Source organism: Maritimimonas sp. 2405UD52-3 (assembly GCF_056591715.1).
This window is the reverse complement of the sequence record NZ_JBWQOL010000007.1, coordinates 56,695-81,863: the sequence shown is the minus strand read 5'-3', so window position 1 is coordinate 81,863 and position 25,169 is coordinate 56,695. Positions and strand designations below refer to the sequence as shown.

The following is a 25,169-nucleotide window of genomic DNA, read 5'->3' as shown; positions in this document are numbered from 1 at the left end:
CTAATGGGTCAAGATAAAAAAGATAATAAGCCATTTAAAGAATTTAAATTTAAATTCAATTTTTATTGGGTTTATGGAATTTTATTTGCGCTAATTTTAGGATATCAGTTCTTTAATAGTGCTAGTTTGGCAACTAAAGAGCTTTCTTCAAATGAATTTGAAGAAATTTTAAAGGCTAACGATATAGAAAAGATAGTTATAGCCAATGACGATGTAGCTCAAATCCATATTAAAAAGGATGCGCTGCAAAAAGAACAACATAATAAGAATACACAGAGTCCATTCTTTGATCAAAAGAACCCTATGTATGTATACAAAATAGGTGATTTAAAGAACTTTGAGGACAATCTTACTAGAGAACAAGAAGAGTATAATCTTACTTTTGACACCAAAAACGTAACTCAGGAAAGCATCTGGGATTTCATTTTACCTTTACTTCCTTTCATTTTAATTATTGCTATTTGGATATTCATCATGAGACGTATGTCTGCTGGTGGAGCAGGTGGTGGTGCCGGAGGGCAAATATTTAATATTGGTAAATCGAAGGCCAAACTATTTGACCAAGATCAAAAAGTACAAACTTCTTTTAAGGATGTTGCTGGTTTAGAAGGTGCTAAAGAAGAAGTTCAAGAAATAGTTGATTTCTTAAAAAATCCAGAAAAATACACAAAACTAGGTGGTAAAATACCTAAGGGTGCTTTACTTGTTGGGCCTCCAGGAACAGGTAAAACTTTATTAGCTAAAGCCGTTGCCGGTGAAGCCAAGGTACCATTCTTTTCACTTTCTGGTTCTGACTTTGTTGAAATGTTTGTGGGTGTTGGAGCTTCAAGAGTACGTGATTTATTTAAGCAAGCCGCTCAAAAATCACCTTCAATTATTTTTATTGATGAAATTGATGCAATTGGTAGAGCACGTGGAAGAAACAGCATTACAGGTGGAAATGACGAACGGGAAAACACATTGAACCAACTCTTAACAGAAATGGATGGGTTTGGTACAGATACCAATGTTATTGTATTGGCAGCTACCAACAGGGCCGATGTTTTAGACAAAGCCTTGATGCGTGCAGGTAGGTTTGACAGACAAATCTATGTAGACCTTCCTGACATGAATGAACGTAAAGAAATTTTTGAGGTACACGTACGACCTTTAAAATTGGGCAAAGATGTGGACGTTGACTTTTTAGCAAAACAAACTCCTGGATTTTCTGGTGCTGACATTGCCAATGTATGTAATGAAGCTGCGCTAGTGGCAGCCAGAAAAGATAACAAGTCTGTACATCACCAAGATTTCTTAGATGCTGTTGATAGAATTGTGGGTGGTCTTGAGAAGAAAAATAAGATAATCACCCAAAAAGAAAAAGAGACTATTGCATACCATGAAGCAGGTCATGCTACAGTAAGTTGGATGCTAGAACATGCCGCGCCATTGGTGAAGGTAACTATTGTTCCTAGAGGGCAATCCTTGGGTGCTGCATGGTATTTGCCAGAAGAACGTATGATTGTTAGAACTGAGCAAATGTTGGATGAGATGTGCGCCACTATGGGTGGTAGAGCAGCTGAGAAAATCATCTTTGATAAGATATCAACCGGAGCTTTAAGTGATCTTGAAAAAGTAAATAAGCAAGCAAGAGCGATGATTACCATTTATGGATTGAATGATAAATTAGGTAATATAACTTACTACGACTCAAGTGGGCAAACAGACTACAATTTTTCTAAGCCTTATAGTGAAGAGACTGCACAGTTGATAGATGAAGAGATTTCTAAATTGATTGAAGCACAATATCAGCGTGCACAGGAAATCTTGGTAAAACACAAAAAAGAGCTAGTTGAATTAGCAGACTTGCTACTTGAAAAAGAGGTTATTTTTAGTGATGATTTAGTTAAGATTTTTGGAGAAAGACCATTCAAAAAAGAACCATTAGCCAGAAAAGCTTCTGAGACAAAGACTGAGGAGCAGGCTGAAGAAACAGAAAATACTGAAGGAGCAATACAGAAAGATGTAAACAATGGGGGCGAGATTTCAACAGAATTTGCCTAAATGATTTCATATTTCTTACTTTTGAGTTATTCAGCGTAGCTCATATGAATCTCCTAAAAAAACTATTCAACCCCAAGAAAGAAGAAGATATTGTTGTAGATAATTTTCAATCCTCCAGTAATATTGAAAATCTTTCTGTTGATGATATTTTCGTTCATAACTTCATAAAAAAGGGTGGTAAATTTTTATATTGTACTTCATTAGAAGACATTAATGAAAATATAAAGTATATTTTTGATGAAAATGATTGGAATAGTGCTTTGTGTTTTGACCAACGATTAAATCGTTTTCTATCAGTTCTTAATAAAAATAGCACTTCAAGAGTAACTAAAACCCAGCCATTTTTAACCACTTGTGAGCACCTTATCTCAGATAATGGCAGCATTATGTTCTCGTCAAATCAAGTGTTTCAAAATAAAATATGTGATCTTCCTAGTCATTTTGTGGTGATTGCTAAAACCAGTCAAATGGTACGTACAACTAGTGAAGCACTTATGGGAATCCGTAAAAACTACAAAAAGAATTTTCCCACTAATATCAGTTCGGTGAAAGACTATATGCCCAATAGAGTACAAGATGACTTTTTAAGTTATGGTATTTCTAATGCAAGAAGTTTATATTTACTACTTGTAGAAGATTTATAGTATGAACAACCTAATTGTAAGGCTGATATCTGGTCTTGTTTTTATTGGAGTTATAGTTGGTGCTACGCTCTATTCAAAAGAATCATTTTATATACTTTTCTATATACTAATGATGCTTTGTCTTTATGAGTTTAAAAAATTAATTCAATTAAAATATAATTGGGTTTTTATAGTTGCAACCCTTATTTATATTCGTTTTGTAAGGTTACCATTTATTGACGCTAACTACTTTCATTTTTTTGCTATTATTTCCTTGTTTGTACCTTTTATACGTCAAGTGTTTAATCCTAAAGTGAGCATGACTTCTCGTAAATTGGGGCATTTCTTACTAGCTACTATATATATTACACTGCCATTTGTATTCTTAACAAGTATTCCATTTATTGAAGGATATTATCATCCAAAAATAATTATTGGTATTTTTGTATTGATTTGGGCTAGTGACACGTTTGCATATGTGGTTGGTAGTACCCTGGGGAAAAATAAGCTATATGAGCAAATATCTCCTAATAAGACAATTGAGGGGGCAGTAGGTGGTTTATTAGCTTCGGTAACAGCAGGATTTGTCATTGCAAAATACATACCTGTCTTAACTACTTTAAGCTGGGTAATTATAGCCATTTTAGTTTCAGTTTTTGGGCTTATGGGAGACCTGATAGAATCAAAATTTAAACGGGAAGCACAAGTAAAGGATAGCAGCAACTTCATACCTGGCCATGGTGGATTTTTAGACCGTCTAGACAGTTTGATCTTTGCAGTGCCTTTTGTGTATGTGTATTTACACTTAACATATTAGTATGTTTCATAAAGAGGGATATAAAATCATCATTACCTCAATGCTTATTTTCGTAGCATTGATACTTTTAACAGATAAATTCATACTGATACCTTGGCTGAATAAAGCCATTATGATCATTTTATTGATCTTATTTGTTTTAATTCTTCAATTTTTTAGAAATCCCAAAAGGCATACTGTAGTAAATTTAGATCAAATCATTGCTCCGGTAGATGGTAAAGTTGTAGTCATTGAAGAAGTTGAAGAAAAAGAATATTTTAAAGATAGGCGTAGGCAAGTTTCTATCTTTATGTCTCCATTGAATGTTCACGTAACACGCTATCCAATCAGTGGTGAAGTGAAATTTAGCAAGTACCATCCAGGAAAATATTTAGTTGCCTGGCATCCCAAGTCATCTGAAGAAAATGAACGGACTACCATTGTTGTAGAAAATAATAGTGTAGGTAAAATTTTGTATCGACAAATTGCTGGAGCTTTGGCTAGACGTATTGTTAACTATGCTAAAGAAGGTGATCAAGCCAAGCAAGGTGCAGATGCAGGATTTATTAAATTCGGATCAAGAGTAGACATTTTTCTGCCTTTAGACATGAAGATAAATGTAGCTTTAAATGACAAAGCCAAAGGTGGTGAAACTGTCATTGCCGAAAAAGTATAGTAATTATAAACGATATTAAACAAAGCATGAGAAAGTTAGCATTAATATTCATTGTCGTAAGTTTAAGTTTAACAACAATCTCTTGTAAAAAAGAGGTAAAAAAAGAAGTTATACCTGCCAAGTTTTCTGTTGAACCTAAAACAGTAACAGTAAAATGGACAGGGTACAAAACCACTTCTAAAATACCTGTGGAAGGTCAGTTTAAGGAGATAGAGATATCAAATATCAAAGAAGATTCTACGGCTGTTGGTGCCTTAAACGGATCTGAATTTAGCATTCCTGTAAGCAGCCTTTTTTCTGGTGACGATGAACGTGATGGTAAATTAAAGCAACTCTTTTTTGGAGTTATGGATGCTACAGCCTCGCTTACGGGAAAGTTAAATCTTAAAGAAGATGGTACTGGAACCACTACTATCAACATGAATGGGGTTACTAAAGATGTTCCTATTACTTATATTGTTAGTGGTCAATTGGTTGAGTTAAATGGAACTTTAGATTTGATCCATGATTTTAAGGCTGACTCAGCCTTAGAGTCTATTAGTAAAGCGTGTTTTGAATTGCACAAGGGTCCTGATGGTGTAAGTAAAACCTGGAGTGAAGTGGCCATAGGTGCTGCTGTTTATTTAAAAAAGAAATAGTATATCTTCTGCTAATTCAATAATAAATAATGGATCAAAAAGCACTAGATATTGCTTTTAAAGAGGCCGTAGAACGTATAAATAACCATTACGATCCATTTCCGGCAGATGTATTACTGCGCTTATATGCGTATTACAAAAAAGCCACAAAAGATATAGGTAGACCTAGTAGTAAAAAAGCTATTATAAATGCTTTTAAAACCAATGCATTATTTCAGTTAGAAAATATGACTGAAGATGAAGCTAAAGAAAAATACATTAATGTTGTCAATTCATATTTTTCAAAGCTTAACTCTTAATTCAGACTTGCCAAGCTTGACTTTAAGGTCTCAATTTTAGCCAATGCATCTGCTTCTTTTTTCTTTTCATTAGCCACAACTTGCTCTGGAGCATTGTTTACAAAACGTTCATTAGAGAGCTTCTTTTGAACCGATCTTAAGAAGCCTTCTGTATAATTGAGTTCCTCAGTTAACTTCTTTATTTCTTCATCAACATTCAAAGCCCCTGAAATTGGAATAAAATACTCATTAGATTTTACTCGAAAAGTTAATGCCCCCTCAATAGTTTGTGCTACATATTCAATAGACTCAAGATTTCCTAGTTTCTCAATAATTGGATCAAAAGTAGTACTTGCCTTTTCACTATTAATTGCCGAAAACACTAACTGCTCTTTAAAAGGGATATTCTTTTGTTTTCTAATAGATCTAACACCAGAAATTACTTCAGAAGCAAAATCAAATTCTTCTATAAGCTCTTCACGCACTTGCTTATTAGAGTCTGGCCACTTGGCCACAATTAATGCTTCTTCGGGTGTACGTGCTTTAATATACTGCCAAATTTCTTCCGTTAAAAAAGGCATAAACGGGTGCAATATTTTCAAATTATTCTCAAAAACGGCTATTACTGAAGCATATGTTTTAGCATCGACGGGTTTTCCGTATGCAGGTTTAATCATTTCTAATAACCATGAACAGAAATCATCCCAAACTAGTTTATAGGTAGCCATCAATGCATCAGACAACCTATATTTGCTAAAGTGATCTTCAATCTCTATCAATGTTTTTTGAAAGTTAGCTTCATACCATTCTAGCGCTACTTTACTTGAACTTGGTTGTTCAATTTCGTTGCTTACCTCCCAACCTTTTACCAGTCTGAAGGCATTCCATATTTTATTGGCAAATTGCTTTCCCTGCTGACATAAAGCTTCATCAAACAATAAATCATTCCCGGCAGCTGAGCTTAATAAAAGCCCTACACGTACGCCATCCGCACCAAATTCTTCAATCAATTTTAAAGCATCTGGAGAATTACCCAATGACTTGCTCATTTTACGGCGCTGTTTGTCGCGAACCAGTCCTGTTAAATATACATTTTCAAAAGGTCGTTCTTCTTTATATTCATAACCTGCAATGATCATTCTTGCAACCCAGAAAAATAAGATATCCGGTCCAGTTACTAGATCATTGGTAGGGTAATAATAGTTTACCTCTTCATTTTCAGGATTGCGAATTCCGTCAAACACACTAATAGGCCATAACCAAGATGAGAACCAGGTGTCTAGTACATCAGCATCTTGAGTTAGGTCGCTAACTGTTAACTTTTGGTTGTCAGCTTTCTTTTTTGCAAACTCAAGTGCTTCTTCCTTACTATGAGCAACCACAAAATCTTCTTTACCATCACCATAGTAATACGCAGGAATTCGTTGCCCCCAATACAATTGACGTGAAATATTCCAGTCACGAATATTTTCCATCCAATGACGGTATGTATTTTCAAACTTCTTCGGAAAAAGCTTTACTTCTTTGGTCTCTAAAACCGCTTTAATTGCAGGTTTTACCAATTCTTCCATTTTTAAAAACCATTGATCACTTAATCGTGGTTCAATAATGGCTTTGGTACGCTCTGAAATACCAACTCTATTGGTATAGTCTTCAACCTTGTGAATATGCCTTTTTTCCTCAAGTTCTTTTACAATCTCCTTTCGAACTTCGAATCTATCTTTTCCTTGATAGTGCAATCCGTAACTGTTTAAAGTAGCATCTTCGTTAAAAATATCAATAACTTCAAGCGCATGTTTATCACCAAGCACTTTATCATTTTCATCATGTGCAGGAGTCACTTTTAGACAACCTGTACCAAACTCAACATCAACATATTCGTCTTCAATAATAGGAATCACTCTATTACAAATAGGCACAATAGCTTTCTTGCCTCTAAGGTTTTGATGTCTCTCATCATTTGGATTGATACAAATGGCTGTATCACCCAAAATGGTTTCTGGCCGTGTCGTAGCAATGGTCAAAAATTCATCTGTACCTTCTACTTGATATTTAATATAATATAGCTTGCCCTGTTTCTCTATGTATTCTACTTCTTCATCAGAAAGTGTAGTTTTCGCTTGAGGATCCCAATTTACCATTCGGTACCCCCTATAAATCAGCCCTTTATTGTATAAATCTATAAATACCTTGATCACACTTTCATACATGTCATCATCCATGGTGAACTTGGTTCTATTCCAATCACATGAACATCCCAATTTTTTAAGCTGTTCAAGAATAACACCTCCATATTCATGGGTCCAATCCCAAGCATGTTCTAAAAAATCTTCTCTTGAAATACTGGTTTTATCAATTCCTTCTGATTTCAGCTTCGCCACAACTTTGGCTTCTGTTGCTATAGAAGCATGATCAGTTCCAGGTACCCAACAGGCATTTTTACCTTGTAAACGTGCTCTTCTAATCAACACATCTTGAATAGTATTATTCAACATGTGCCCCATGTGCAAAACACCCGTTACATTAGGTGGGGGGATCACAATAGTATATGGCTCCCTTTCATCAGGTCTTGAATGAAAATATTGGTGTTTCATCCAGTAGTCATACCACTTATCTTCTACCTTACTGGCATCATATGCAGACGGAATGTTCATTTGGCGTAGTTCTTGATAAAAATGAAGTGCAAAGTTACGATTATCGGCAATATGTTAAAACTTTGCTCGTTATAATTTTAGCTTAAAAAAAGATTATCTTTACACTTTAAAATATACAATTCTTATGAAAAAAATAGCACTTATATTTTTTGTTGGACTCATGAGTTTTTCATTAAATGCACAAGACAAAACAGAGGCAAAAGTAGTTGATCCAAACGCTCCGGTTTTTGAATTTGACAGAAAGATCATAGACTACGGAGACATTGAAAAAGGGTCTGATGGGCTTCATGTTTTTAAATTTAAAAATGTAGGTAAATCTCCTTTAATTATTTCTAATGTAAAAGGAAGTTGTGGATGTACAGTTCCATCAGCGCCAAAAGAGCCTATTATGCCGGGTGCTACTGGTGAGATCAAAGTAAAATATGACACCAATAGAGTTGGGCCAATCTCTAAGACAATTACGATTACTTCTAATGCATCTGAGCCTAAAAAAATCATTCGTGTAAAAGGGCGCGTATTGAAAGAAAGTAGCTTGTCAATCTTAGAGAAGAAGGAAAAAAGTATGGTAGAAAATAATTAAATCTACTTTTTTAAAAACTACAAAAGCGATTCGGTTTTCGAGTCGCTTTTTTTTATAGTATTTTTTCAAGTGTAAAGCCAAATAGCAGTTGTTCACCGTCTCTATCAACCAATAAACTGATCTTTTTTCCTTTCTTGGTGGAGAACATGTGAATGATCTGATCTAATTTATAGTTATAAGAAGGTTTTCCATTAATTCTTAGGACAATATCACCAGCTTTCAACCCTGCTCTCTTTGCAGGAGAATCTTTTCGCACATCAGCAATAATATACGATGGTTTTAGTGCATATACATAACTATAAAGGATTTCAATAGTAGAGGTTGAACCTTCGTCAACGGGTAATAAAGTATTTCTTCGCTCTGGTACTATCATACTACCATTATGAGATAATTCTAATCCGCTCATATTATATAAAAACGGATCTCTATAATATTTTGAGGGATTTTTAAATGTAACTTTTTGATTTTCATAATCAAATATCAATCGAAATCGTTTTAAGATTTCAGAGCCAATTGTACCATTTCTACCTTTATGCTTATAAGCAGTCTTTATAGAAGAAGAATCAGGGTAGGCCACATTAGCTTTTATAAACGAATAGTTACCAACTGAAATCTTATTCACTTTACTGCGCTTACCATAAATATTTCCGCTTAGACCTTTACCAAGATAATCTTCAAAATAATTCTTTGGTATTTTTATTTTCTCACTTGATTTATCAAATAGCCATAGTGCATCACTTCCACCAAGATCAATTAACAGTTTAGCATCAATCACATCTTCATCTGCTGATTCAACTGCTAAATAGATGTATGGTTTATTTCTATGAAAGTGTAAATCAAAAACTTGGCATTTCTTACAATTATCATTTTTATCTTGATATTTCTTTGGATCGTAAAATTTAATGCGTTTGCTCGTATAATTAATATCAACAATAAAATCACGAAAAAGGTCTCCACCAATTATACCATTAATTGAAATTCCCATTTTTGAAGAGAGATCAAACATTTTTCCTGGAATCACATATACCATATGATTACCATTGGCAATTTTACCTATTTGAAAAAAATTATTCTTAGATCGCACAGCTTCTAAGTAATCTCCTTCGCCTAGTCCTCTAAGTCTAACCTTCTCTGTATGATTTAGTTTTAAAGAATCTTCAACAGTAAGGTTAAACATCAATGAGTTATTTACACCTGTATCTAGCAGGAAATTCAGTTCACTGCCATTCACTTCCACTGGAATAACGATTAAATTATTAATGAGTTTAAAGGACATACTCTGCTGTTTCCCCCCACCGATAATTCTGAATTTATCTTGAGAAAAAGAAAGTGCAGTACATAAAAAGAGTACCGCAATAGGTAGTACTATTTTTTTAAGCGTGTACATATAAGCTAGCTAGGCACTTCTAAATATATAAAAATTAACGGGTTAGATCAAGATTTTAGTATAATTTTAACATCTGATAAATTGCAAAAAGTTGAGATGCCATTGAAATAATTTTTGCAAATTTGCTTTCTATATAATTCAAGATTGAATGCCTACAATTTCCTTAAAAGGGCAACAAATGCCCGAATCACCAATCAGAAAATTGGTTCCTTATGCTGAAGATGCCAAAAAAAGAGGTATTAAAGTTTACCACTTAAATATTGGTCAGCCTGACATCAAAACACCTCAAATAGCTTTAGATGCCGTTAAAAATACCGATATTGATGTTTTGGAGTACGCCAGATCAGAAGGATCGGAAGTATATCGTGAAAAACTCACATCATATTATGCCAAAAACGACATTCATATTGATGCCAAAGACCTAGTAGTAACCACGGGAGGTAGTGAAGCATTACTATTCACATTTGGCAGTATTATGGATACTGGTGATGAAGTTATTATTCCAGAACCTTTTTATGCTAATTATAACGGATTTTCTACTGCTTCAGGTGTTAAAGTCGTACCTGTAGTTTCTAAAATTGAGGATAATTTTGCTTTGCCTCCAATAGAGGAGTTTGAAAAGTTGATTACTCCAAAAACAAAGGCTATTTTAATTTGTAATCCGGGTAATCCTACCGGGTATTTGTATAGCAGAGAAGAAATTCAAAAATTAGCTTCTATCGTTAAAAAACACGATTTGTTCTTAATTGCTGATGAAGTGTATCGTGAATTTGCTTATGATGGTGCAGTACATTATTCAATATTACAAGAAGAATCTATTATAGATAATGCCATAGTCATTGATTCCGTTTCTAAACGCTACAGCATGTGTGGTGCCCGTATTGGGTGTATTGTATCCAAAAATAAACAGTTAATACAAACTGCCTTAAAATTTGCACAAGCACGTTTGAGTCCGCCCACTTATGCATTGATTGCCAGCGAAGCGGCTTTGGACACGCCACAAAATTACTTTGATGCCGTAAAAGAAGAATATGTTGATAGAAGAAACACATTGATTGCTGAATTACAAAAAATAGAAGGCGTAAAAGTAGCGAAACCCAAAGGAGCTTTTTACTGCATTGCTGAATTGCCCGTTAAAAATACTGATGATTTTGCACAATGGCTACTTGAAACGTTTGAATTAGATAGGGAAACCATTATGGTAGCACCAGCCGCCGGATTTTATTCCACTGAAGGTCTTGGATTAAACCAAGTACGTATTGCTTATGTATTGAATAAAAAAGATATGATACGTTCGGTAGCTATTCTAAAAGCAGCATTAGTGGAATACAACCTGTAATTTATTGAATGCTTTAACATATAATATTTACGTCTGTTCGAGTGATTTTGAGGGACGAAAAATTGTATCGAGAACTGTTACTAATGCAAAGCTTATGATTCTCGATACTAATTTTACTCATTTTAATCGTAAAATTCACTCGAATTGACTAAGTTTTTAAACCCAAATTGTATATCAAAAACTTGAACATCCAACAAAACATATCTCTAAAACCCTACAACACGTTTGGTATTGATGTAAAAGCCAACCAATTTGTAAGCGTTACTTCTTTTAATGAACTCAAAGAAGTAATTGAAAATCATAACGATTTCTTTATCCTTAGTGGAGGAAGCAATATGCTCTTAACAAAAGATATTGAACAATTAGTAGTTCATATCAATTTAAAGGGCAAAGAGATTCTGTCTCCGTATTTGGCGAATGAAAATGACATCTATGTTAAAGTACAAGCAGGCGAAAACTGGCATGAATTTGTTTTGTGGTGTTTAGATCAAGGCTTTGGAGGTGTTGAAAACCTGTCTTTAATTCCAGGGAACGTAGGTACTGCTCCTATTCAAAATATTGGTGCCTATGGCGTTGAACTAAAAGATGTACTATTTGAGCTAGAAGCTCTTGAAATAGCAACTAGAAAGGTTCATACATTTAAAAATGAGGATTGCGATTTTGGTTATCGCGACTCTATTTTTAAACAACATGCCAAAGGCAAGTTTATTATTACCAATGTAACTTTTAAACTGTCAAAAGAAAGGCATCAGCTAAATACTTCTTATGGTGCTATACAATCAGAACTAGAGAAAAATGATATTGACAATCCCACAATAAAAGACGTTTCTAATGCTGTAATTGCCATTAGGCAAAGTAAATTACCAGACCCTAAAGAGTTGGGTAATAGTGGTTCTTTTTTTAAAAATCCGGTGGTTTCTGTACATCAATTCAGGCAATTGCAACACAAGCATCCTAATGTACCACATTACCGTGTTTCTGAAACAGAAATAAAAGTACCGGCAGGTTGGTTAGTTGAGCAATGCAGATTTAAAGGACAACGTTTTGGTGATGCCGGAGTACATAAAAAACAAGCCCTAGTATTGGTAAATTATGGGAATGCTAGCGGGCAGGAAATTTTTGAGCTTTCTAAAAAAATTCAAAAAACAGTAAAAGATAAGTTTACTATTGAATTAGAAGCTGAGGTGAATATCATTTAGTCTCTCCCAATTTATCCTGATTCTTAATTCATTTTGTGATAACTTCGCTTATCGACCGATATAGCTCATTAAAATGAAACGATGTCTAAACTTTGTGCGTAAGTTGAGGAACGAGATGAGATTAAGGAATTTAGCGATTTACTTTATAACGATTACTTGCTTGACAACTTGTAAATCGAATGAATTGAAAATTAGAATGGAACAAGAAGAAAAACAAATCATTGAAATTTGTAAAGAATTTGCAAAAAAAGCTGACGAATTAGAAACGAAAGGGTTTAATGACTTTGACTATAAAGAAAATGAATTCACAGAAGATTTCAACAAGTTGTTTGACCAATATTGTTACGGGAAACAGAACCGAACGGTTTCTGGATTGAATTTTAGACAACCTGCTCGATATTCAAATTTGTCTTTTTCTAAAAATGAGATTATTGAAAAAAAATCAAAAACTCGTTATCAAGTAACTTTCGAAAAAGAACCTAAAGTAGGCAGTATTCGATTCATTCTTGACAAGAAAAATGGAATTTGGAAAATAATTCGATTTGAAACATATCTTGGAATAGCAAATCACGGAAAAACCAAAGGTGAAGAAATTTGGAGAAAACATAAATTATAAAACCAACACACAATAATGTATAACTGCAATTACGGCGAATTCGACTACATCCGGATCCACTCGAAATTGCTAACGTAAGTGCTTAATCCAAAAACAGTAACTTAAAACCCGTAGCTGACGATTATACGAGACCGATAAGCGAAATCCATAAAAAAGCCTCACCTTTTAGTGAGGCTATACAACCTAAAAACTCAAAAAAACCAATCTTATCCCTCTTTTTTTAAAGCTTTTATATCTGTAATTAGTTGGGCTACAGAAGCTCTATTTAATCCATTATAGATACCTCTAATGTGCTTGTTTTTATCAATGAGTAAGAAATTTTCAGTATGCAAAAAATCATTGATATCTTTTGGAACGCCTAAGTCATTCTCTACAAAATAATGATCTCTACCTAGCATATAAATTTCTTCTTTTTCACCTGTAACCAAGTGCCATTTAGTATCAATGATGTTAAAATTTTCTGCATAGGTTTTCAAAACAGAAACTGAATCAATAGAAGGTGTTACTGAATGTGATAATAACAATACCTGATCATCATTCTTAAATGCTTCTTGTACCTTGAGCATATTGCCTGTCATCTTTTTACATATGCCAGGGCAACTGGTAAAAAAGAAATCAGTTACATAAATTTTATTGTCAAATGTTTTTTGAGAAATGGTATCGCCCAACTGATTTACCAGCTTAAAATCAGGGATTTTATGAAAATTTTTCTCTTCTTCACTATTTGGGATTAGCCAATTAGGTGTAAACGATTCATCACTATAATATGGTAGATAGTCTACCCTACTCGTTTCAACTACTTTGGCATTTTCTTTTTTCATCTCTTTTTTACACCCAGAAAAAAGTAAGAGGATAAAAAAGGGTAAAAAGAATACTCTATTAACTTTTGACAACAACCTCATTTTCTAATTTATAACATGAATTGACTCTACGCATACCGAAAATACAACCATTCTTAGCCTCATAATTCACATACAGTTTGCCGTTTTCTAACCAGGCTTTTTGCAAGCCATTTTCCTTACCGTCAATCAGATGTCTTAACTTGGCTAGTTGCCCTGATGGGTACCATAGCTTTTCTACACCTTGTTTTATCCCATTTTCATAATTCGACTCTTGAGATAACTGACCGTTTTCCCACCAGTTTTTGTAACTACCTGCTAATCTATTCTGATCATAATAAAACTCTGAACGCAATACTCCATATTCTGACCATCTTTTTGCTACTCCTTGTCTTTTACCATTGTAAAATCCTAGTTTCTCTCCTAAAGCGCCATTTGAATGATATTTTTCTGAATAACCATTAAAAGGCTGGTTTTTATAATACCATTTTCCTTCTAATTGATTTAAAACTAACTCGCTTTTTGGCACCGTAAGATTATCAATAACTAGTTCCTGTTTTGTATCAGAAATTGTTTCTTTGCCTGCATTTTCATTTGATGACATTCTCTTACAATTGGTAAAAGAAAGTGCGACAAAGAGTATGAAAAAAAGTGAGTTAATTAATTTCATTTTAATAACCTTGATAAGGACCAGCAAAAGCTATATAAGAACCTGTATTAGAATACAATTCATTAATAATATGATAGTGATACTCTTCTTCTCCTTCCGTATACTGCGTTGTAGACGTATGTCCTCCTGAAGCATCTAGATCATCAGGATATGTACCAATAGAACTACATTTTCTTCCATACAAAAAAACACCGTCTAATAGAACACCTACTAAACTATCATCATCATCGCTAAACGCCTTAGGCTCTAAATGATAGTGATATACACCCGGGCCAATGTGAGCACCTGTCCAGTCTAAACTGGCTGCAGCCTGATCTAAAGGTCCACCGCCTTCTTGATCATTAAAAATTGAAGACCCGCTAACAGCAATACCAATAGTATCAAAATTTGTTGCTACTGTACCACCGGTTAAATTTGGAGTAGCATCTACAGTAATAGTTACTGCATTATTATTACTAGACATAATACTTGGAGTTAAAGCCACATCGGGTTCATCTCTATACAATGCATTACCTTCTCCCCAATACACTGTTTCATGGTTTGGAAGACCTGTAGTTTCAATTACTACATTTGAGCCATCTAAAAATACTGTTACGGCATCTATATTAAATGCTTCAAATGCTTTATGTAATTCTGCAGCGGGTTCCTCTTCAGGAATAGCGTCATCATCACTTGAACAAGCAATATATGCGAATGGTACAGTTACGGCAACTATCAGTAATTTTAATGCGTTTTTCATTTTTTGATTTTTAGTTCTATAATGATTAATTTCTTCTACCGCCTTTTTTACCTTTACCTCTTTTCGGCTTAGGTGCATTTTCTAACTCTTCTTTTGTTAAAACCCCATCTTCATTCGTATCTATTGTGTCAAAACGTTTTTCTAAGCGCCCTTTTACTTCGTCTTTTGACAATTTACCGTCTTTATTAGCATCCATTTTAGTCAATAGTTCATCAGCACTTGGTCTCTGGCCTCTGTCTCCATGTCTACCTTTCCCCTTTCTTTTTTTATTTTCTTTTGCTTTTTTTAACTCTTCTTTGGTGATGAATCCATCTTCGTCTGTATCTATTTTAGAAAAATGTGCTTCCATTCTTCCTTTGACTTCATCTTTAGACAGCTTACCATCTTCATTGGCATCTCTCTTTTCAAAGACTTCTTCAACTGACATTCTCTTACCGTGCTTCTCTTTTTTTTCTGATTGTTGTGCTATTAGTGTTGTATTCATCATTAACAGTGCTCCGAATAACATTCCTACTTTTAATACATTATTTTTCATTTCTTTTAATTTTTAGATTATGGATGTTTAGATGTAGGCTGTCAAAAAAACTTGTGTTGTTAACGAAAGTTTAACTTTTATAGCAAAGAATTTAAAAGTAGGATAATAATGCCAAAACCCCGTTGTAAGAAATAACACACGAGAAAAACAGTGCCGCTATAAGTGCTGTATTAATATAGATACTTGTAATATGGCCTTGCATTATTTTTTTGTTGTTTATCAGTAGCATAATTCCCAAAATTACTAAGGGTAACACAAACACATTAAAAATCTGTGAGAGAATTTGCATCTCAACAGGATTCGATCCAAATATTGGAACAATTAAAGCAAATAGACAAGCGAACGCTGTGATTACTTTAAATTGTCTTGAGCTCGTATCTAACTTTCCAGATTGGTAATCGGCTATTAAAATTGGCGCTATTAGTAAGATTGGGAAAATTGATGAAAGACCAGCACTTAATGTTCCAAAAAAGAAAAGGGTCAATGCAAATTTACCAGCTACAGGTTCCAATGTGTTAACCATATCAAGCACTTGAGTTACTGGCTTACCTTCATAAAAAAGTGCCCCAGTTGCAACCGCCATAATTGCTGCGCTTATAATAAAAACCAAAACTGCCGCCATAATAGCATCCTTTTTTTGTTGCCGTAGATTTTTGATAGTCCAACCCTTACCTTTTACAAAAAGTGGGCGAGATAGAAAGGTTGCAGCCGCCATGGTTGTTCCTACAAATGCCGCTACCAACATTTTACCTCCCTGAACTTCAGGAATCGTTGGAATAAGTCCACTTACTAAGTCTGAAGGCAAGGGATACACCATAAAAAGGGAGATTAGGAAAGAAAGCCCCATTATGGTGACAAAAATGACAAGGATCTTTTCAAAGAAAGTATATTTACCCACCAAGAGAAGCCCATAAAACAGAGCCGTCACCACAACTGCTATAAGGAGTACCGTTTCGTATTTGTATTCGGAGATATTCGGAAAATAAATAGCAACTATCTCATAGATAATATTTGCAGAAATACCCATGATACCCATTAATGAATTCCATTGCCCGAAAGTAATTCCGAGAATGATCAAAACGGCTATGACTTTACCCCATTTTAAGTGTTTTTTAAAGGCAAACAAGGCTGTTTCTCCTGTGATTAATGTATAATTACCATAGACATATATTAGAATACCTGAAAAGAAACAACTAAGTAGTAGTACCCATAGTAACTGCATCCCATAAGTACTTCCCGCAACAATCATTGACGTGACACTCCCTGTTCCTATGGTATAACCAATTGCGAATATGCCAGGACCAAAACTTAAAATGAGTGCTACTAGTTTTTTAAGAAATGACTTTTTTGTCTTTGTAGCACTCATCTATCGGTATATTATTTTCTCAATCTTTTAATTAAAGATAGCGTGTTAGTAACAGTAGATTTCAAACCATCGAAATCTCTATTTGCAAGTACTTCTTTACTAATTAGTTTCGACCCCATTCCTACACAGGTAACACCAGCATCGAACCATGCTTTTAAATTAGATTCTTCTGTGCTCACACCTCCTGTTGGCATTATACTTGTCCATGGTTGCGGACCTTTAATAGCTTTTACAAAACCAGGTCCATAAGTAGATCCTGGAAAGAGCTTCAAAATCTCACAACCTAATTCTTCTGCCCTATTTATTTCGGTTAAAGAACCGCAACCTGGGGAATACAGAACTTTTCTGCGATTGCAAACGATTGCAATATCTTCTCGTAACGATGGTGTTACTATAAAATTAGCACCCATTTGCATAAATAAAGATGTAGCTGCCGCGTCTGTTATTGAGCCTACACCCAATATCATTCCAGGTAGTTCTTTTAAGGTAAACTTATTAAGTTCAGAAAACACTTCATAGGAAAAATCGCCTCTAGCAGTGAATTCTAGTAGTCTTGCACCACCATCATAACAAGCTCTTAAAACCTTTTTCCCTAATTCTATATCAGGATGATAAAAAAGAGGAACCATTCCGGTTTCCTTCATCGTATTAATTACTTCTATTCTTGAATACTTAGCCATGGTCAAATTATCTTGCTACTCTACCAGAGGCATCGCCTCCCATTAATTTTTCTACTTCTGAGATCGTTACCAAATTAGCATCTCCCTTTATGGTATGTTTTAAACATGATGCCGCAACAGCAAAATCAAGTGCATTTTGATCGTCATCAGGATATTTCAATAAACCATAAATCAATCCTCCCATAAAAGAATCACCACCTCCAACACGATCAACAATATCGGTTATTTGATACTGACGTGTTTCATACATCTTATTTCCATCATACAATACCCCCGCCCATGTATTATGAGATGCTGATATTGAACCTCGTAATGTTGTGATTACTTTTTTGGCTTTTGGAAATTTTTTCATCATCTGTTTACATACAGACAAGAAAGCCTCAGCTTTTACATCATGCCCATGTTTATGTACATCCAACCCTTCAGGATGAATCCCAAAATGTTTTTCGGCATCTTCTTCATTTCCTAAAACAATGTCGCAATAGGATGTAAGTTTGGTCATTATTTTTTCTCTATGAGTTTCATCACAATACGTCCAAAGCTTGGCACGATAATTTAGATCAGTAGAAATGGTAACTCCCATTTCGCTTGCAATTTTTACTGCTTCCAGACAAGCGTCTGCGGCACCTTGAGAAATAGCTGGTGTGATACCTGTCCAATGAAACCATGCGACACCATCAAAAACGGCTTTCCAATTTACCATACCCGGTTCAATTTCCGCTATAGCGGAATGTGCTCTGTCATAAACCACTTTACTACCACGACTTACCGCGCCGGTTTCTAAAAAATAAATGCCTAATCTGTCGCCACCATAAACTATCTTATCTACACCAACACCTCGTTTACGCATTTCCATCATGGCGCATTGTCCGATATCATTATTAGGCAAGCGCGTCACAAAATCAACTGGTATACCATAATTTGCCAGCGAAACTGCGACATTAGATTCACCACCTCCATATATTATATCAAAACTTGTTGTTTGCGAAAATCTCAAAAAACCTGGCGGTGCCAGTCTTAGCATGATCTCCCCAAACGTGACTACTTTTTTCATTGTCTAAGTTGTTTTACTAATGTTCAAAAAATCTATTTTAAATTCGGATATTAATCTTTCTGAAATTACCTATAAAACCTACCTGAAGTATTACCTTCTAAAATATTCATGACCTCATCTACTGTTGAAAAATTCACGTCACCTTCATATGTATGTTTTAAAGCGCTTGCTGCAGCAGCAAATTCCATAGCTTTATAATCATCAAAATTCTGCAACCCATAAATTAATCCAGCTGCAAAAGCATCTCCTGTGCCAATTCTGTCAACAATATGAGTAATATCTAAATCCTTTGTCTCTCTAAATTCATTTCCATTCCACATTCTAGATCGTATTTTGTGCCAAGAAGCATTAATTGGCGTTCTAATTTTATCGAATGTTTTTTTTATAGATGGAAATTTTTTTATCAATTGTTTACTTGCTTCAATGAAATCTTCATTAGAATAATTATAATTAGTATCTAAAATTTCATTTATTTCGTTGATCCCACCAATAAAAATTGTTGAATAATTTAATAAATCAGCAAGCGCTTTTTGGGGGGCTATTCCATACTTCCATAAGCCACTTCTATAAGTTGGGTCTACTGAGATTTCAAGACCTTTTTGACGTGCCAAAACCAAGCCTTCTTTTAATGTTTTATAGCCTCCTTCAGATAACGCTGGCGTGATACCTGTCCAATGAAACCATGTACAACATCTAAGCGAAGTTTCCCAATCTACCATACTTGGTTTAATTTCTGAAAAAGAGGAATGTGATCTGTTATAAGAAATAGAACTAGGTCGCATCACGGCACCAACTTCTAAAAAATACACTCCTAAAGGTTGATCAGAACGTATTATTGAAGAAGTTTTAACTCCAAATTTTCTTAAATATGAAATTGCTGTATCGCCTATAAAATCTTTAGATATACATGATATATGCTTTACTTTTCCGCCAAAATTCGCAATTGAAATTGCAACATTAACTTCTGTTCCTCCAAAATAAAACTCTAAGCGATTAGATTGCATAAATTTTTTATTTCCAAGAGGCGATAGCCGCATTAATATTTCACCAAATGTTACAATTTGACTCATAACTAAGATTAGTCTTAATTAGATTTACAAAAAAAGCCTTTCAATCTGGAAAAGCACTCCTCATTTATAGTATTAAATGCTTGCTAACTAAAAGCTAAACCTCCGTTAATATCTATATTATTACCATTTATAAATGAGGATTCATCTGATGCCAAGTAGGCCACTAAATCTGCCACTTCTTCTGCCATACCCTCTCTCCTTAGTGGAGTTGCTGCAGCAACTTTCGTTCTAATTTCATCTTTGGTAAAATCATCGTGGAATTTTGTCCCAATTAATCCAGGACAAACAGCATTTACTCGAATTCCTTTAGGACCTAATTCTTTTGACATAGACCTTGTAAAAGTTGTAACTGCACCTTTAGAAGAAGCATATAAAGACGACCCACCACCACCACCATCTCTGGCCGCTTGAGACGAAATATTGATGATCGATGACCCTTCATTCATATTAGGTTCAAAAGCTTGCATGACAAAAACCGTTGACTTAAAATTAACATTCATCACTAAATCATAAAATGATTCATCTAACTCTTGTAATGTTTTACGAGCAAAAAGACCTCCCGCATTATTAACTAGAATGTCGATCTTATTACCAAAGGCTTCGACTGATTTTGATTTTAAATTTTGAATATCACTTAACTTTGAAACATCAGCTTTAACCGCAACAGCTTTGCCTCCTGCAGCTTTGATTTCAGCAACTGTTGCATGAGCTCCTTTTTCAGAATTAAAATAGTTGACAACCACTTTCGCTCCTTCCTTAGCTAGCTTGATTGCTATAGCTTTACCTATATCTCTAGAGCCTCCTGTAACTACTGCAACTTTTCCATTTAGCTTACCCATACTTTTAAATTTTATATTCCTAAAGCCTGACCTCCTCCAACTTGGATGGTTTCTGCAGTAATAAATGCAGCATCTTTACTTGCTAAAAAAGAAACAACACCAGCAACATCTTCGGGTTGACCCAATCTTCCTAACATAATATTATTTGCCCAAGAAGCAAATACTTCTGGCTTTGTTGATTTAATTTGTTTGTGAAAATCGGTATCAATAGTACCTGGAGATACTGCATTTACTCTAATTCCATATTCAGCTAAATCTTTAGCTAATGCTCTAGTAATAGCATGTACTCCAGCTTTCGAAGTCCCATAAATACCCGCACCTGGTCCCCCAGCATTCCAACCGGCATTAGAAGTATAATTAATAATTGATGCATTATCACTTTTCTTTAAAAAAGGAATTGCAGCTCTTGAGGCAAAAAATGTAGAATCTAAGTTTAACGCCATCACTTTTCTGTAGAATTCTGTGGTCATATTCTCAAATCTAGACCTTCCACCTAATCCGCCTGCGTTATTTACCAATACATCAATTTTACCATATTTCTCACCAATTTTAACAATATTGGATGTAACCGCCTCTTCATTTGTAACGTCAAATCCATAGTATTCAGCATCAATGCTCTCTATTTTTAGTTCTTCAACCCTCTTAGCTCCAGCTTTATCTTCAATACCATTTAACATGACTGTATATCCATCTTTACCTAGCCTTTTTGCTACTTGAAAACCAATGCCACCTGTAGCTCCAGTGATTACTGCTATTTTTCCGTTTCGTGTACTCATTTTATGTTTTTATATTATTGTTAAATAGTTTTAGGTTGAATAGGCTCTACTTTTTTAATCAAAAGCCAAACACTAGCTAATACAATTATGGTTAACACAGCACCAACTATAAAGGCCGGTGTGTAATTTCCTCCAATAGTTAATGTAGATACTAAAGCGGTAAGACCAACTCCGGCAAATTTTGCTGACATTCCAGCTAAACCAGATAGAGTTCCTACTGTTTTCTTTCCAAATAAATCACTTGGTAATGTTTGAATATTTCCAATGGCTGTTTGAAATCCAAACAAAATAACTGCCATTATTATAACGGCATTCGCAGGACTTCCAGGATTGGTAAGTAAATAGAAACAAGGTAGCATAATCAAACAACCTAAGGTAATTACGAATTTTCTAGTTTTATTGGTGTTCCAACCTATTTTCATTCGATTTTGAGCAAGTAAACCACCAAACCAAGCACCAATCATTGCACCCACATACGGTACCCATCCATAAATTCCAATAGCCTTTACATCCATGCCATAAACTTCGTTTAGATAGATAGGAATCCAGAAAACAAACAACCACCAAATTGGATCGATAGCAGCGGATGCTAAAATCACCCCCCAGCTTTCCTTGTGAGTTAACACCTTGCCAGTTGATGGGTTATATTCTTCTTTTTCAGCTATTTGATTATCATCTGAGTCCTTTTTCTTAGCAATATCAAGTATATGAACTCTTTCTTTTTCCGTAAGCCATGGGTGTTTTCCCGGAGGTGCCTTCACTATTAACATCCATGGAATTAACCATAGCAAGCCAACTAAGCCAACAAAAATGAATATCATTTGCCAGCTAAAATAAATTGCTAAATATGCAATCAGCGGAATGGAAATAATACCGCCAATGGCTGCACCGGAATTAAATATACCTTGAGCAAAGGCGCGCTCTTTGGTAGGAAACCACTCTGCATTTCCTTTGGCTGCTCCTGGCCAGTTACCAGCTTCTGCAACACCTAAAATTGATCTAAAAATTGCAAAACTAAGAAACCCTTTAGCCAAGGCATGTAAAGCCGTAGCTATAGACCAAAAACCAATAGACAAAATAAAGCCTAATCTTGTTCCAACCTTGTCGAAAATTTTACCGAAAATGGCTTGGCCAAAAGCGTAAGAAAACAAAAAAATTGAGGATATCCAACCGAAGATATCTTTTCGTTCGTCCATGTTTTTGTCTGGATATAATTCTTCTGATATTTGAGGCCAAAGCACATTAAGTGATTGTCTGTCTATATAATTTATTACAGTTGCTAGTGCAATTAGACCAATTACCCACCAACGTAAGCCTTTTATTTTCATATTTCTAATATAACGAAAGGAATAACAGGCTAATACCAGAGCGAGTACTCGCTAAGAAAATTTTCTCTAGTATCGTCTAATTAGAGTATTTACTTCCCTCCTAATTCTTTTTTTTAAATTGAAGATAAAAGCGTGCAATTTTATCTTCGCTTATATTATAGTTATTAAACACTATAGCAATATTGATACAGTACTTTAAAATGAATCTTCATTTTTTCTTTTGCCAAAGATGGATTTTGAGCTTTAATAGCTTCATAAATATCAGTATGTTCTTTAATACCCAATACGGCTTGATCTTTATCACAAACATGATATTTTTCAAAATTAGTAATGATCTCAGGTGTAATAGTAAGCATAAAAGTGTTTATTGTACTATTGTGGCTTGCCTTTGCAATAGCTAAATGAAACAAGAGATCTTCTTGAACAGCATCCTCGCCATTAAGCACCTTTTCTTTATAAGCATCAAGTGTTTCTTTTATATGTTCTAAATCTTCATTTGTACGTCTAATGGATGCTAACCTAACGGTTTTTAGTTCTAACAATATTCTAGTTTCCACCAATGATTTAAAATCTGGATCTTCGAGCCTTAAAATATCTTCCACCATTCCATTCAATGCAATGATGCCAATATTGGCAACAAAAGTTCCGCTTTGAGGTATAGATTTTAACAATCCAAAAAACTCCAACTTCTGAATGGCTTCCCTTACATTACTTCTAGTGACTCCAAACCGTTCGGATAGCATACGCTCTGATGGTAATTTATCACCCGGCTCTAAGTTCTTATAGTTAATTAAGTCTCTGATCTGAGAAATAATTTGATTTTGTAAAGAAGGGTTATCATTTTTAGTAAGAATTTCAATTTTCATGTTTCGCTTATTTTATTAAATCTGGTTAACCAGACTGTCTTTGTTAAATTTACGAAAATAATTTGTTTTTAGATGGCTCTTAAAGTTGTGAGTTCTACTGGAAATTAATTTCCAGTAAAACCCAAAACAACTAACTAATTCAAATACTCATTATGCAAACTTCTTTCGTTTAAAATCATTTCTATTTATTTCACCTTATAATAATACTCTCAAAATTTTTAATAACCAGGGTTTTGCGTTATCACCCCATCACTTGCAAGAATTTCTGAATTTGGAATTGGAAAAACATAATAATTAGAATTAACTGTTTCACCCATTTCAGCATCTACAGTACCAGTTCTCACTAAGTCAAACCATCTTTCACCTTCCATGGCTAATTCTAATCTTCTTTCATTAGCAATAACCTGTCTAACTGCCATTTGTGTAGTAGCAGTTCCGCTTAAACTTGCTAAACCTGCTCTTGTTCTAATAGGATCTAACAGGGCCAAGATATTACTTGCGCTATCAGAACCATTTTCATTTTGTGCTTCTGCATACAATAAAATTACATCTGAAAGTCTTAACTCTATCCAATCTTGGTCAAGATTTATATCAACTTTTTCGCCATCGTCATTGAAAAGATTATACTTTATACCAACACTATTTGCAATATCTATTGAAAGTCCTTTTCTTACCGTATCACCAGCTGCATCAAAAGCTGCCGTTAAATCCGCATCCAAAGGAAGTGGTGCTTTAGTATCATCACCTTTAAACCATCCAGTAAACTCAGTGAAATTATATTCATCTGAAATTGAAGATGACCTTTGTGTTGCAAAAATTATTTCTGAACTTGCGTCTGTAACAACATCTACAAAATTTGGCTCTAACATTACACTTTGTGCGCTAGCATCAGCAATAACAGCTGCAAGCTGAGTTTCAGCATTACCAAAATCTCTCAGGTACATATATACTTTTCCTAAAATTCCTTGCGCTGCTAATACACTTGCACGACCACTACCAACACTATTTGTTAAATCTGTTATAGCGTCTTGTAAATCTGGAATTATAATATCTGTGTAAACACTAGCTGATGATCGCCTTGTTAAGTCTATGTTTCCAATTTCTTCAATATCTGGCTGTGGTGTTAGTATTACGCTAACATCACCAAAAACTTTAACCAATTTAAAATAAGATAGAGCTCTTAAGAATTTAGCTTCTGCCACCTCATTAGTATCCATTGAATTTTGAATGACATTATTAGCACTTAAAATAGCCTTGTACAAATTACTGTAAAATGGGCGAAAAAATTGCTCAACTAAATCACCACCAGCTAAATCACTATCATACCTGTCAAATGCTGGATAAGGTTCTTCTTCCATTAGCATATTATCTGCTCTAAAGTCTCCCATCACTGCTAATGGTGTACATGTGCCTGTTTGGTATTGATAGGCCGCATTTAAAATATTTGCATAATCTGTTAACGTACTCGATTCAACTTGTAATGGTGGTATTTGATCTAAGTCATTATCACATGCGGTTATTGCCAAAATAGCAATTAACCCCAAACCTATATATTTTATTTTTTTCATTTTTCTTTAT

Annotated in this window: 25 protein-coding genes; 10 read left to right on the top strand and 15 right to left on the bottom strand. The window is 34.5% G+C overall.

What is annotated here, in order from left to right; translation table 11 throughout:
- The first annotated feature begins 3 nt into the window (after positions 1 to 3).
- Genes ftsH through AC1EU5_RS14675 form a run of 6 tightly spaced genes read left to right on the top strand, consistent with a single transcriptional unit; the run spans position 4 to position 5,075 of the window.
- Positions 4 to 2,043 (top strand): ATP-dependent zinc metalloprotease FtsH, encoded by a 2,040-nt coding sequence (gene ftsH, locus AC1EU5_RS14700; RefSeq protein WP_480193173.1) that lies wholly within the window; start codon positions 4 to 6, stop codon positions 2,041 to 2,043.
- 44 nt (positions 2,044 to 2,087) lie between these two features.
- Positions 2,088 to 2,687 (top strand): LUD domain-containing protein, encoded by a 600-nt coding sequence (locus tag AC1EU5_RS14695; protein ID WP_480193172.1) that lies wholly within the window; start codon positions 2,088 to 2,090, stop codon positions 2,685 to 2,687.
- Position 2,688: 1 nt separating this feature from the next.
- Entirely contained in the window at positions 2,689 to 3,483 is a 795-nt protein-coding gene (locus AC1EU5_RS14690; RefSeq protein WP_480193171.1) for a phosphatidate cytidylyltransferase, read from the top strand.
- Between the two features lies 1 nt (position 3,484).
- Positions 3,485 to 4,138, top strand: a complete 654-nt coding sequence (locus AC1EU5_RS14685) for a phosphatidylserine decarboxylase family protein (protein ID WP_480193170.1) — start codon at positions 3,485 to 3,487, stop codon at positions 4,136 to 4,138.
- A 26-nt stretch (positions 4,139 to 4,164) separates the two neighbouring features.
- Entirely contained in the window at positions 4,165 to 4,776 is a 612-nt protein-coding gene (locus AC1EU5_RS14680) for a YceI family protein (RefSeq protein WP_480193169.1), read from the top strand.
- 29 nt (positions 4,777 to 4,805) lie between these two features.
- Positions 4,806 to 5,075 (top strand): acyl-CoA-binding protein, encoded by a 270-nt coding sequence (locus AC1EU5_RS14675; protein ID WP_480193168.1) that lies wholly within the window; start codon positions 4,806 to 4,808, stop codon positions 5,073 to 5,075.
- Here the strand turns inward: AC1EU5_RS14675 and AC1EU5_RS14670 are convergent.
- Entirely contained in the window at positions 5,072 to 7,708 is a 2,637-nt protein-coding gene (locus tag AC1EU5_RS14670) for a valine--tRNA ligase (protein WP_480193167.1), read from the bottom strand. The two genes, AC1EU5_RS14675 and AC1EU5_RS14670, sit on opposite strands and share 4 nt — an antisense overlap.
- 124 nt (positions 7,709 to 7,832) lie before the next feature.
- Here AC1EU5_RS14670 and AC1EU5_RS14665 point away from each other — a divergent pair, with 124 nt between their 5' ends.
- Positions 7,833 to 8,288, top strand: a complete 456-nt coding sequence (locus AC1EU5_RS14665; protein ID WP_480193166.1) for a DUF1573 domain-containing protein — start codon at positions 7,833 to 7,835, stop codon at positions 8,286 to 8,288.
- A 52-nt stretch (positions 8,289 to 8,340) separates the two neighbouring features.
- Here AC1EU5_RS14665 and AC1EU5_RS14660 read toward each other — a convergent pair whose 3' ends face one another.
- Positions 8,341 to 9,675, bottom strand: coding sequence for a retropepsin-like aspartic protease (locus tag AC1EU5_RS14660; protein ID WP_480193165.1), 1,335 nt, complete (start codon positions 9,673 to 9,675; stop codon positions 8,341 to 8,343).
- A gap of 148 nt (positions 9,676 to 9,823) precedes the next feature.
- Between AC1EU5_RS14660 and AC1EU5_RS14655 the strand changes: the two genes are divergently transcribed.
- The 3 genes from AC1EU5_RS14655 (at position 9,824) to AC1EU5_RS14645 (ending at position 12,829) form a co-directional block, all read left to right on the top strand.
- Positions 9,824 to 11,014, top strand: a complete 1,191-nt coding sequence (locus AC1EU5_RS14655; protein ID WP_480193164.1) for a pyridoxal phosphate-dependent aminotransferase — start codon at positions 9,824 to 9,826, stop codon at positions 11,012 to 11,014.
- A gap of 182 nt (positions 11,015 to 11,196) precedes the next feature.
- On the top strand, positions 11,197 to 12,213 hold the full coding sequence (gene murB / locus AC1EU5_RS14650) for a UDP-N-acetylmuramate dehydrogenase (RefSeq protein WP_480193163.1): 1,017 nt from the start codon (positions 11,197 to 11,199) through the stop codon (positions 12,211 to 12,213).
- Positions 12,214 to 12,409: 196 nt separating this feature from the next.
- Positions 12,410 to 12,829: a hypothetical protein gene (locus AC1EU5_RS14645; protein ID WP_480193162.1), complete on the top strand. Its 420-nt coding sequence runs from the start codon at positions 12,410 to 12,412 to the stop codon at positions 12,827 to 12,829.
- Between the two features lie 206 nt (positions 12,830 to 13,035).
- On the opposite strand, the gene AC1EU5_RS14640 is transcribed toward AC1EU5_RS14645, so the two are convergent.
- The 13 genes from AC1EU5_RS14640 to AC1EU5_RS14580 all read right to left on the bottom strand — a co-directional run bounded on the left by AC1EU5_RS14640 (position 13,036) and on the right by AC1EU5_RS14580 (position 25,159).
- A complete protein-coding gene (locus AC1EU5_RS14640) occupies positions 13,036 to 13,650 on the bottom strand; it encodes an SCO family protein (RefSeq protein ID WP_480193161.1) in 615 nt (204 codons plus the stop codon).
- 58 nt (positions 13,651 to 13,708) lie between these two features.
- Positions 13,709 to 14,272, bottom strand: a complete 564-nt coding sequence (locus AC1EU5_RS14635) for a toxin-antitoxin system YwqK family antitoxin (RefSeq protein WP_480193160.1) — start codon at positions 14,270 to 14,272, stop codon at positions 13,709 to 13,711.
- Positions 14,273 to 14,339: 67 nt separating this feature from the next.
- Complete coding sequence (locus AC1EU5_RS14630) at positions 14,340 to 15,077, bottom strand: YHYH protein (RefSeq protein ID WP_480193159.1); 738 nt, start codon at positions 15,075 to 15,077, stop codon at positions 14,340 to 14,342.
- A 25-nt stretch (positions 15,078 to 15,102) separates the two neighbouring features.
- Entirely contained in the window at positions 15,103 to 15,612 is a 510-nt protein-coding gene (locus tag AC1EU5_RS14625) for an EF-hand domain-containing protein (protein WP_480193158.1), read from the bottom strand.
- A gap of 91 nt (positions 15,613 to 15,703) precedes the next feature.
- On the bottom strand, positions 15,704 to 16,978 hold the full coding sequence (locus tag AC1EU5_RS14620; RefSeq protein WP_480193157.1) for an Nramp family divalent metal transporter: 1,275 nt from the start codon (positions 16,976 to 16,978) through the stop codon (positions 15,704 to 15,706).
- 11 nt (positions 16,979 to 16,989) lie between these two features.
- A complete protein-coding gene (locus AC1EU5_RS14615; protein ID WP_480193156.1) occupies positions 16,990 to 17,658 on the bottom strand; it encodes a bifunctional 4-hydroxy-2-oxoglutarate aldolase/2-dehydro-3-deoxy-phosphogluconate aldolase in 669 nt (222 codons plus the stop codon).
- 7 nt (positions 17,659 to 17,665) lie between these two features.
- Entirely contained in the window at positions 17,666 to 18,712 is a 1,047-nt protein-coding gene (locus AC1EU5_RS14610; protein WP_480193155.1) for a PfkB family carbohydrate kinase, read from the bottom strand.
- Between the two features lie 65 nt (positions 18,713 to 18,777).
- Entirely contained in the window at positions 18,778 to 19,782 is a 1,005-nt protein-coding gene (locus tag AC1EU5_RS14605; protein WP_480193154.1) for a sugar kinase, read from the bottom strand.
- Between the two features lie 83 nt (positions 19,783 to 19,865).
- Entirely contained in the window at positions 19,866 to 20,621 is a 756-nt protein-coding gene (locus AC1EU5_RS14600; RefSeq protein ID WP_480193153.1) for an SDR family NAD(P)-dependent oxidoreductase, read from the bottom strand.
- 11 nt (positions 20,622 to 20,632) lie between these two features.
- Positions 20,633 to 21,397 carry an SDR family NAD(P)-dependent oxidoreductase gene (locus tag AC1EU5_RS14595; protein WP_480193152.1) on the bottom strand — a complete coding sequence of 255 codons (765 nt, stop codon included), beginning with the start codon at positions 21,395 to 21,397 and terminating at the stop codon, positions 20,633 to 20,635.
- Between the two features lie 20 nt (positions 21,398 to 21,417).
- Positions 21,418 to 22,725, bottom strand: a complete 1,308-nt coding sequence (locus AC1EU5_RS14590) for an MFS transporter (protein WP_480193151.1) — start codon at positions 22,723 to 22,725, stop codon at positions 21,418 to 21,420.
- A 164-nt stretch (positions 22,726 to 22,889) separates the two neighbouring features.
- On the bottom strand, positions 22,890 to 23,591 hold the full coding sequence (locus tag AC1EU5_RS14585; protein ID WP_480193150.1) for a FadR/GntR family transcriptional regulator: 702 nt from the start codon (positions 23,589 to 23,591) through the stop codon (positions 22,890 to 22,892).
- A 218-nt stretch (positions 23,592 to 23,809) separates the two neighbouring features.
- Entirely contained in the window at positions 23,810 to 25,159 is a 1,350-nt protein-coding gene (locus AC1EU5_RS14580) for a RagB/SusD family nutrient uptake outer membrane protein (protein ID WP_480193149.1), read from the bottom strand.
- Positions 25,160 to 25,169 lie beyond the last annotated feature (10 nt).

What these genes read in the sequence shown, in the direction of transcription:
- AC1EU5_RS14680 (WP_480193169.1), top strand. Translation starts at nt 4,165, where the DNA reads ATGAGAAAGTTAGCATTAATATTCATTGTCGTAAGTTTAAGTTTAACA.
- AC1EU5_RS14580 (WP_480193149.1), bottom strand. Translation starts at nt 25,159, where the DNA reads ATGAAAAAAATAAAATATATAGGTTTGGGGTTAATTGCTATTTTGGCA.
- AC1EU5_RS14670 (WP_480193167.1), bottom strand. Translation starts at nt 7,708, where the DNA reads ATGAACATTCCGTCTGCATATGATGCCAGTAAGGTAGAAGATAAGTGG.
- AC1EU5_RS14690 (WP_480193171.1), top strand. Translation starts at nt 2,689, where the DNA reads ATGAACAACCTAATTGTAAGGCTGATATCTGGTCTTGTTTTTATTGGA.
- AC1EU5_RS14695 (WP_480193172.1), top strand. Translation starts at nt 2,088, where the DNA reads ATGAATCTCCTAAAAAAACTATTCAACCCCAAGAAAGAAGAAGATATT.
- AC1EU5_RS14660 (WP_480193165.1), bottom strand. Translation starts at nt 9,675, where the DNA reads ATGTACACGCTTAAAAAAATAGTACTACCTATTGCGGTACTCTTTTTA.
- AC1EU5_RS14620 (WP_480193157.1), bottom strand. Translation starts at nt 16,978, where the DNA reads ATGAGTGCTACAAAGACAAAAAAGTCATTTCTTAAAAAACTAGTAGCA.
- AC1EU5_RS14675 (WP_480193168.1), top strand. Translation starts at nt 4,806, where the DNA reads ATGGATCAAAAAGCACTAGATATTGCTTTTAAAGAGGCCGTAGAACGT.
- AC1EU5_RS14640 (WP_480193161.1), bottom strand. Translation starts at nt 13,650, where the DNA reads ATGAAAAAAGAAAATGCCAAAGTAGTTGAAACGAGTAGGGTAGACTAT.
- AC1EU5_RS14600 (WP_480193153.1), bottom strand. Translation starts at nt 20,621, where the DNA reads ATGGGTAAGCTAAATGGAAAAGTTGCAGTAGTTACAGGAGGCTCTAGA.
- AC1EU5_RS14595 (WP_480193152.1), bottom strand. Translation starts at nt 21,397, where the DNA reads ATGAGTACACGAAACGGAAAAATAGCAGTAATCACTGGAGCTACAGGT.
- AC1EU5_RS14585 (WP_480193150.1), bottom strand. Translation starts at nt 23,591, where the DNA reads ATGAAAATTGAAATTCTTACTAAAAATGATAACCCTTCTTTACAAAAT.
- ftsH (WP_480193173.1), top strand. Translation starts at nt 4, where the DNA reads ATGGGTCAAGATAAAAAAGATAATAAGCCATTTAAAGAATTTAAATTT.
- AC1EU5_RS14615 (WP_480193156.1), bottom strand. Translation starts at nt 17,658, where the DNA reads ATGGCTAAGTATTCAAGAATAGAAGTAATTAATACGATGAAGGAAACC.
- AC1EU5_RS14605 (WP_480193154.1), bottom strand. Translation starts at nt 19,782, where the DNA reads ATGAGTCAAATTGTAACATTTGGTGAAATATTAATGCGGCTATCGCCT.
- AC1EU5_RS14665 (WP_480193166.1), top strand. Translation starts at nt 7,833, where the DNA reads ATGAAAAAAATAGCACTTATATTTTTTGTTGGACTCATGAGTTTTTCA.
- AC1EU5_RS14685 (WP_480193170.1), top strand. Translation starts at nt 3,485, where the DNA reads ATGTTTCATAAAGAGGGATATAAAATCATCATTACCTCAATGCTTATT.
- AC1EU5_RS14590 (WP_480193151.1), bottom strand. Translation starts at nt 22,725, where the DNA reads ATGAAAATAAAAGGCTTACGTTGGTGGGTAATTGGTCTAATTGCACTA.
- AC1EU5_RS14655 (WP_480193164.1), top strand. Translation starts at nt 9,824, where the DNA reads ATGCCTACAATTTCCTTAAAAGGGCAACAAATGCCCGAATCACCAATC.
- AC1EU5_RS14625 (WP_480193158.1), bottom strand. Translation starts at nt 15,612, where the DNA reads ATGAAAAATAATGTATTAAAAGTAGGAATGTTATTCGGAGCACTGTTA.
- AC1EU5_RS14610 (WP_480193155.1), bottom strand. Translation starts at nt 18,712, where the DNA reads ATGAAAAAAGTAGTCACGTTTGGGGAGATCATGCTAAGACTGGCACCG.
- AC1EU5_RS14630 (WP_480193159.1), bottom strand. Translation starts at nt 15,077, where the DNA reads ATGAAAAACGCATTAAAATTACTGATAGTTGCCGTAACTGTACCATTC.
- AC1EU5_RS14645 (WP_480193162.1), top strand. Translation starts at nt 12,410, where the DNA reads ATGGAACAAGAAGAAAAACAAATCATTGAAATTTGTAAAGAATTTGCA.
- AC1EU5_RS14635 (WP_480193160.1), bottom strand. Translation starts at nt 14,272, where the DNA reads ATGTCATCAAATGAAAATGCAGGCAAAGAAACAATTTCTGATACAAAA.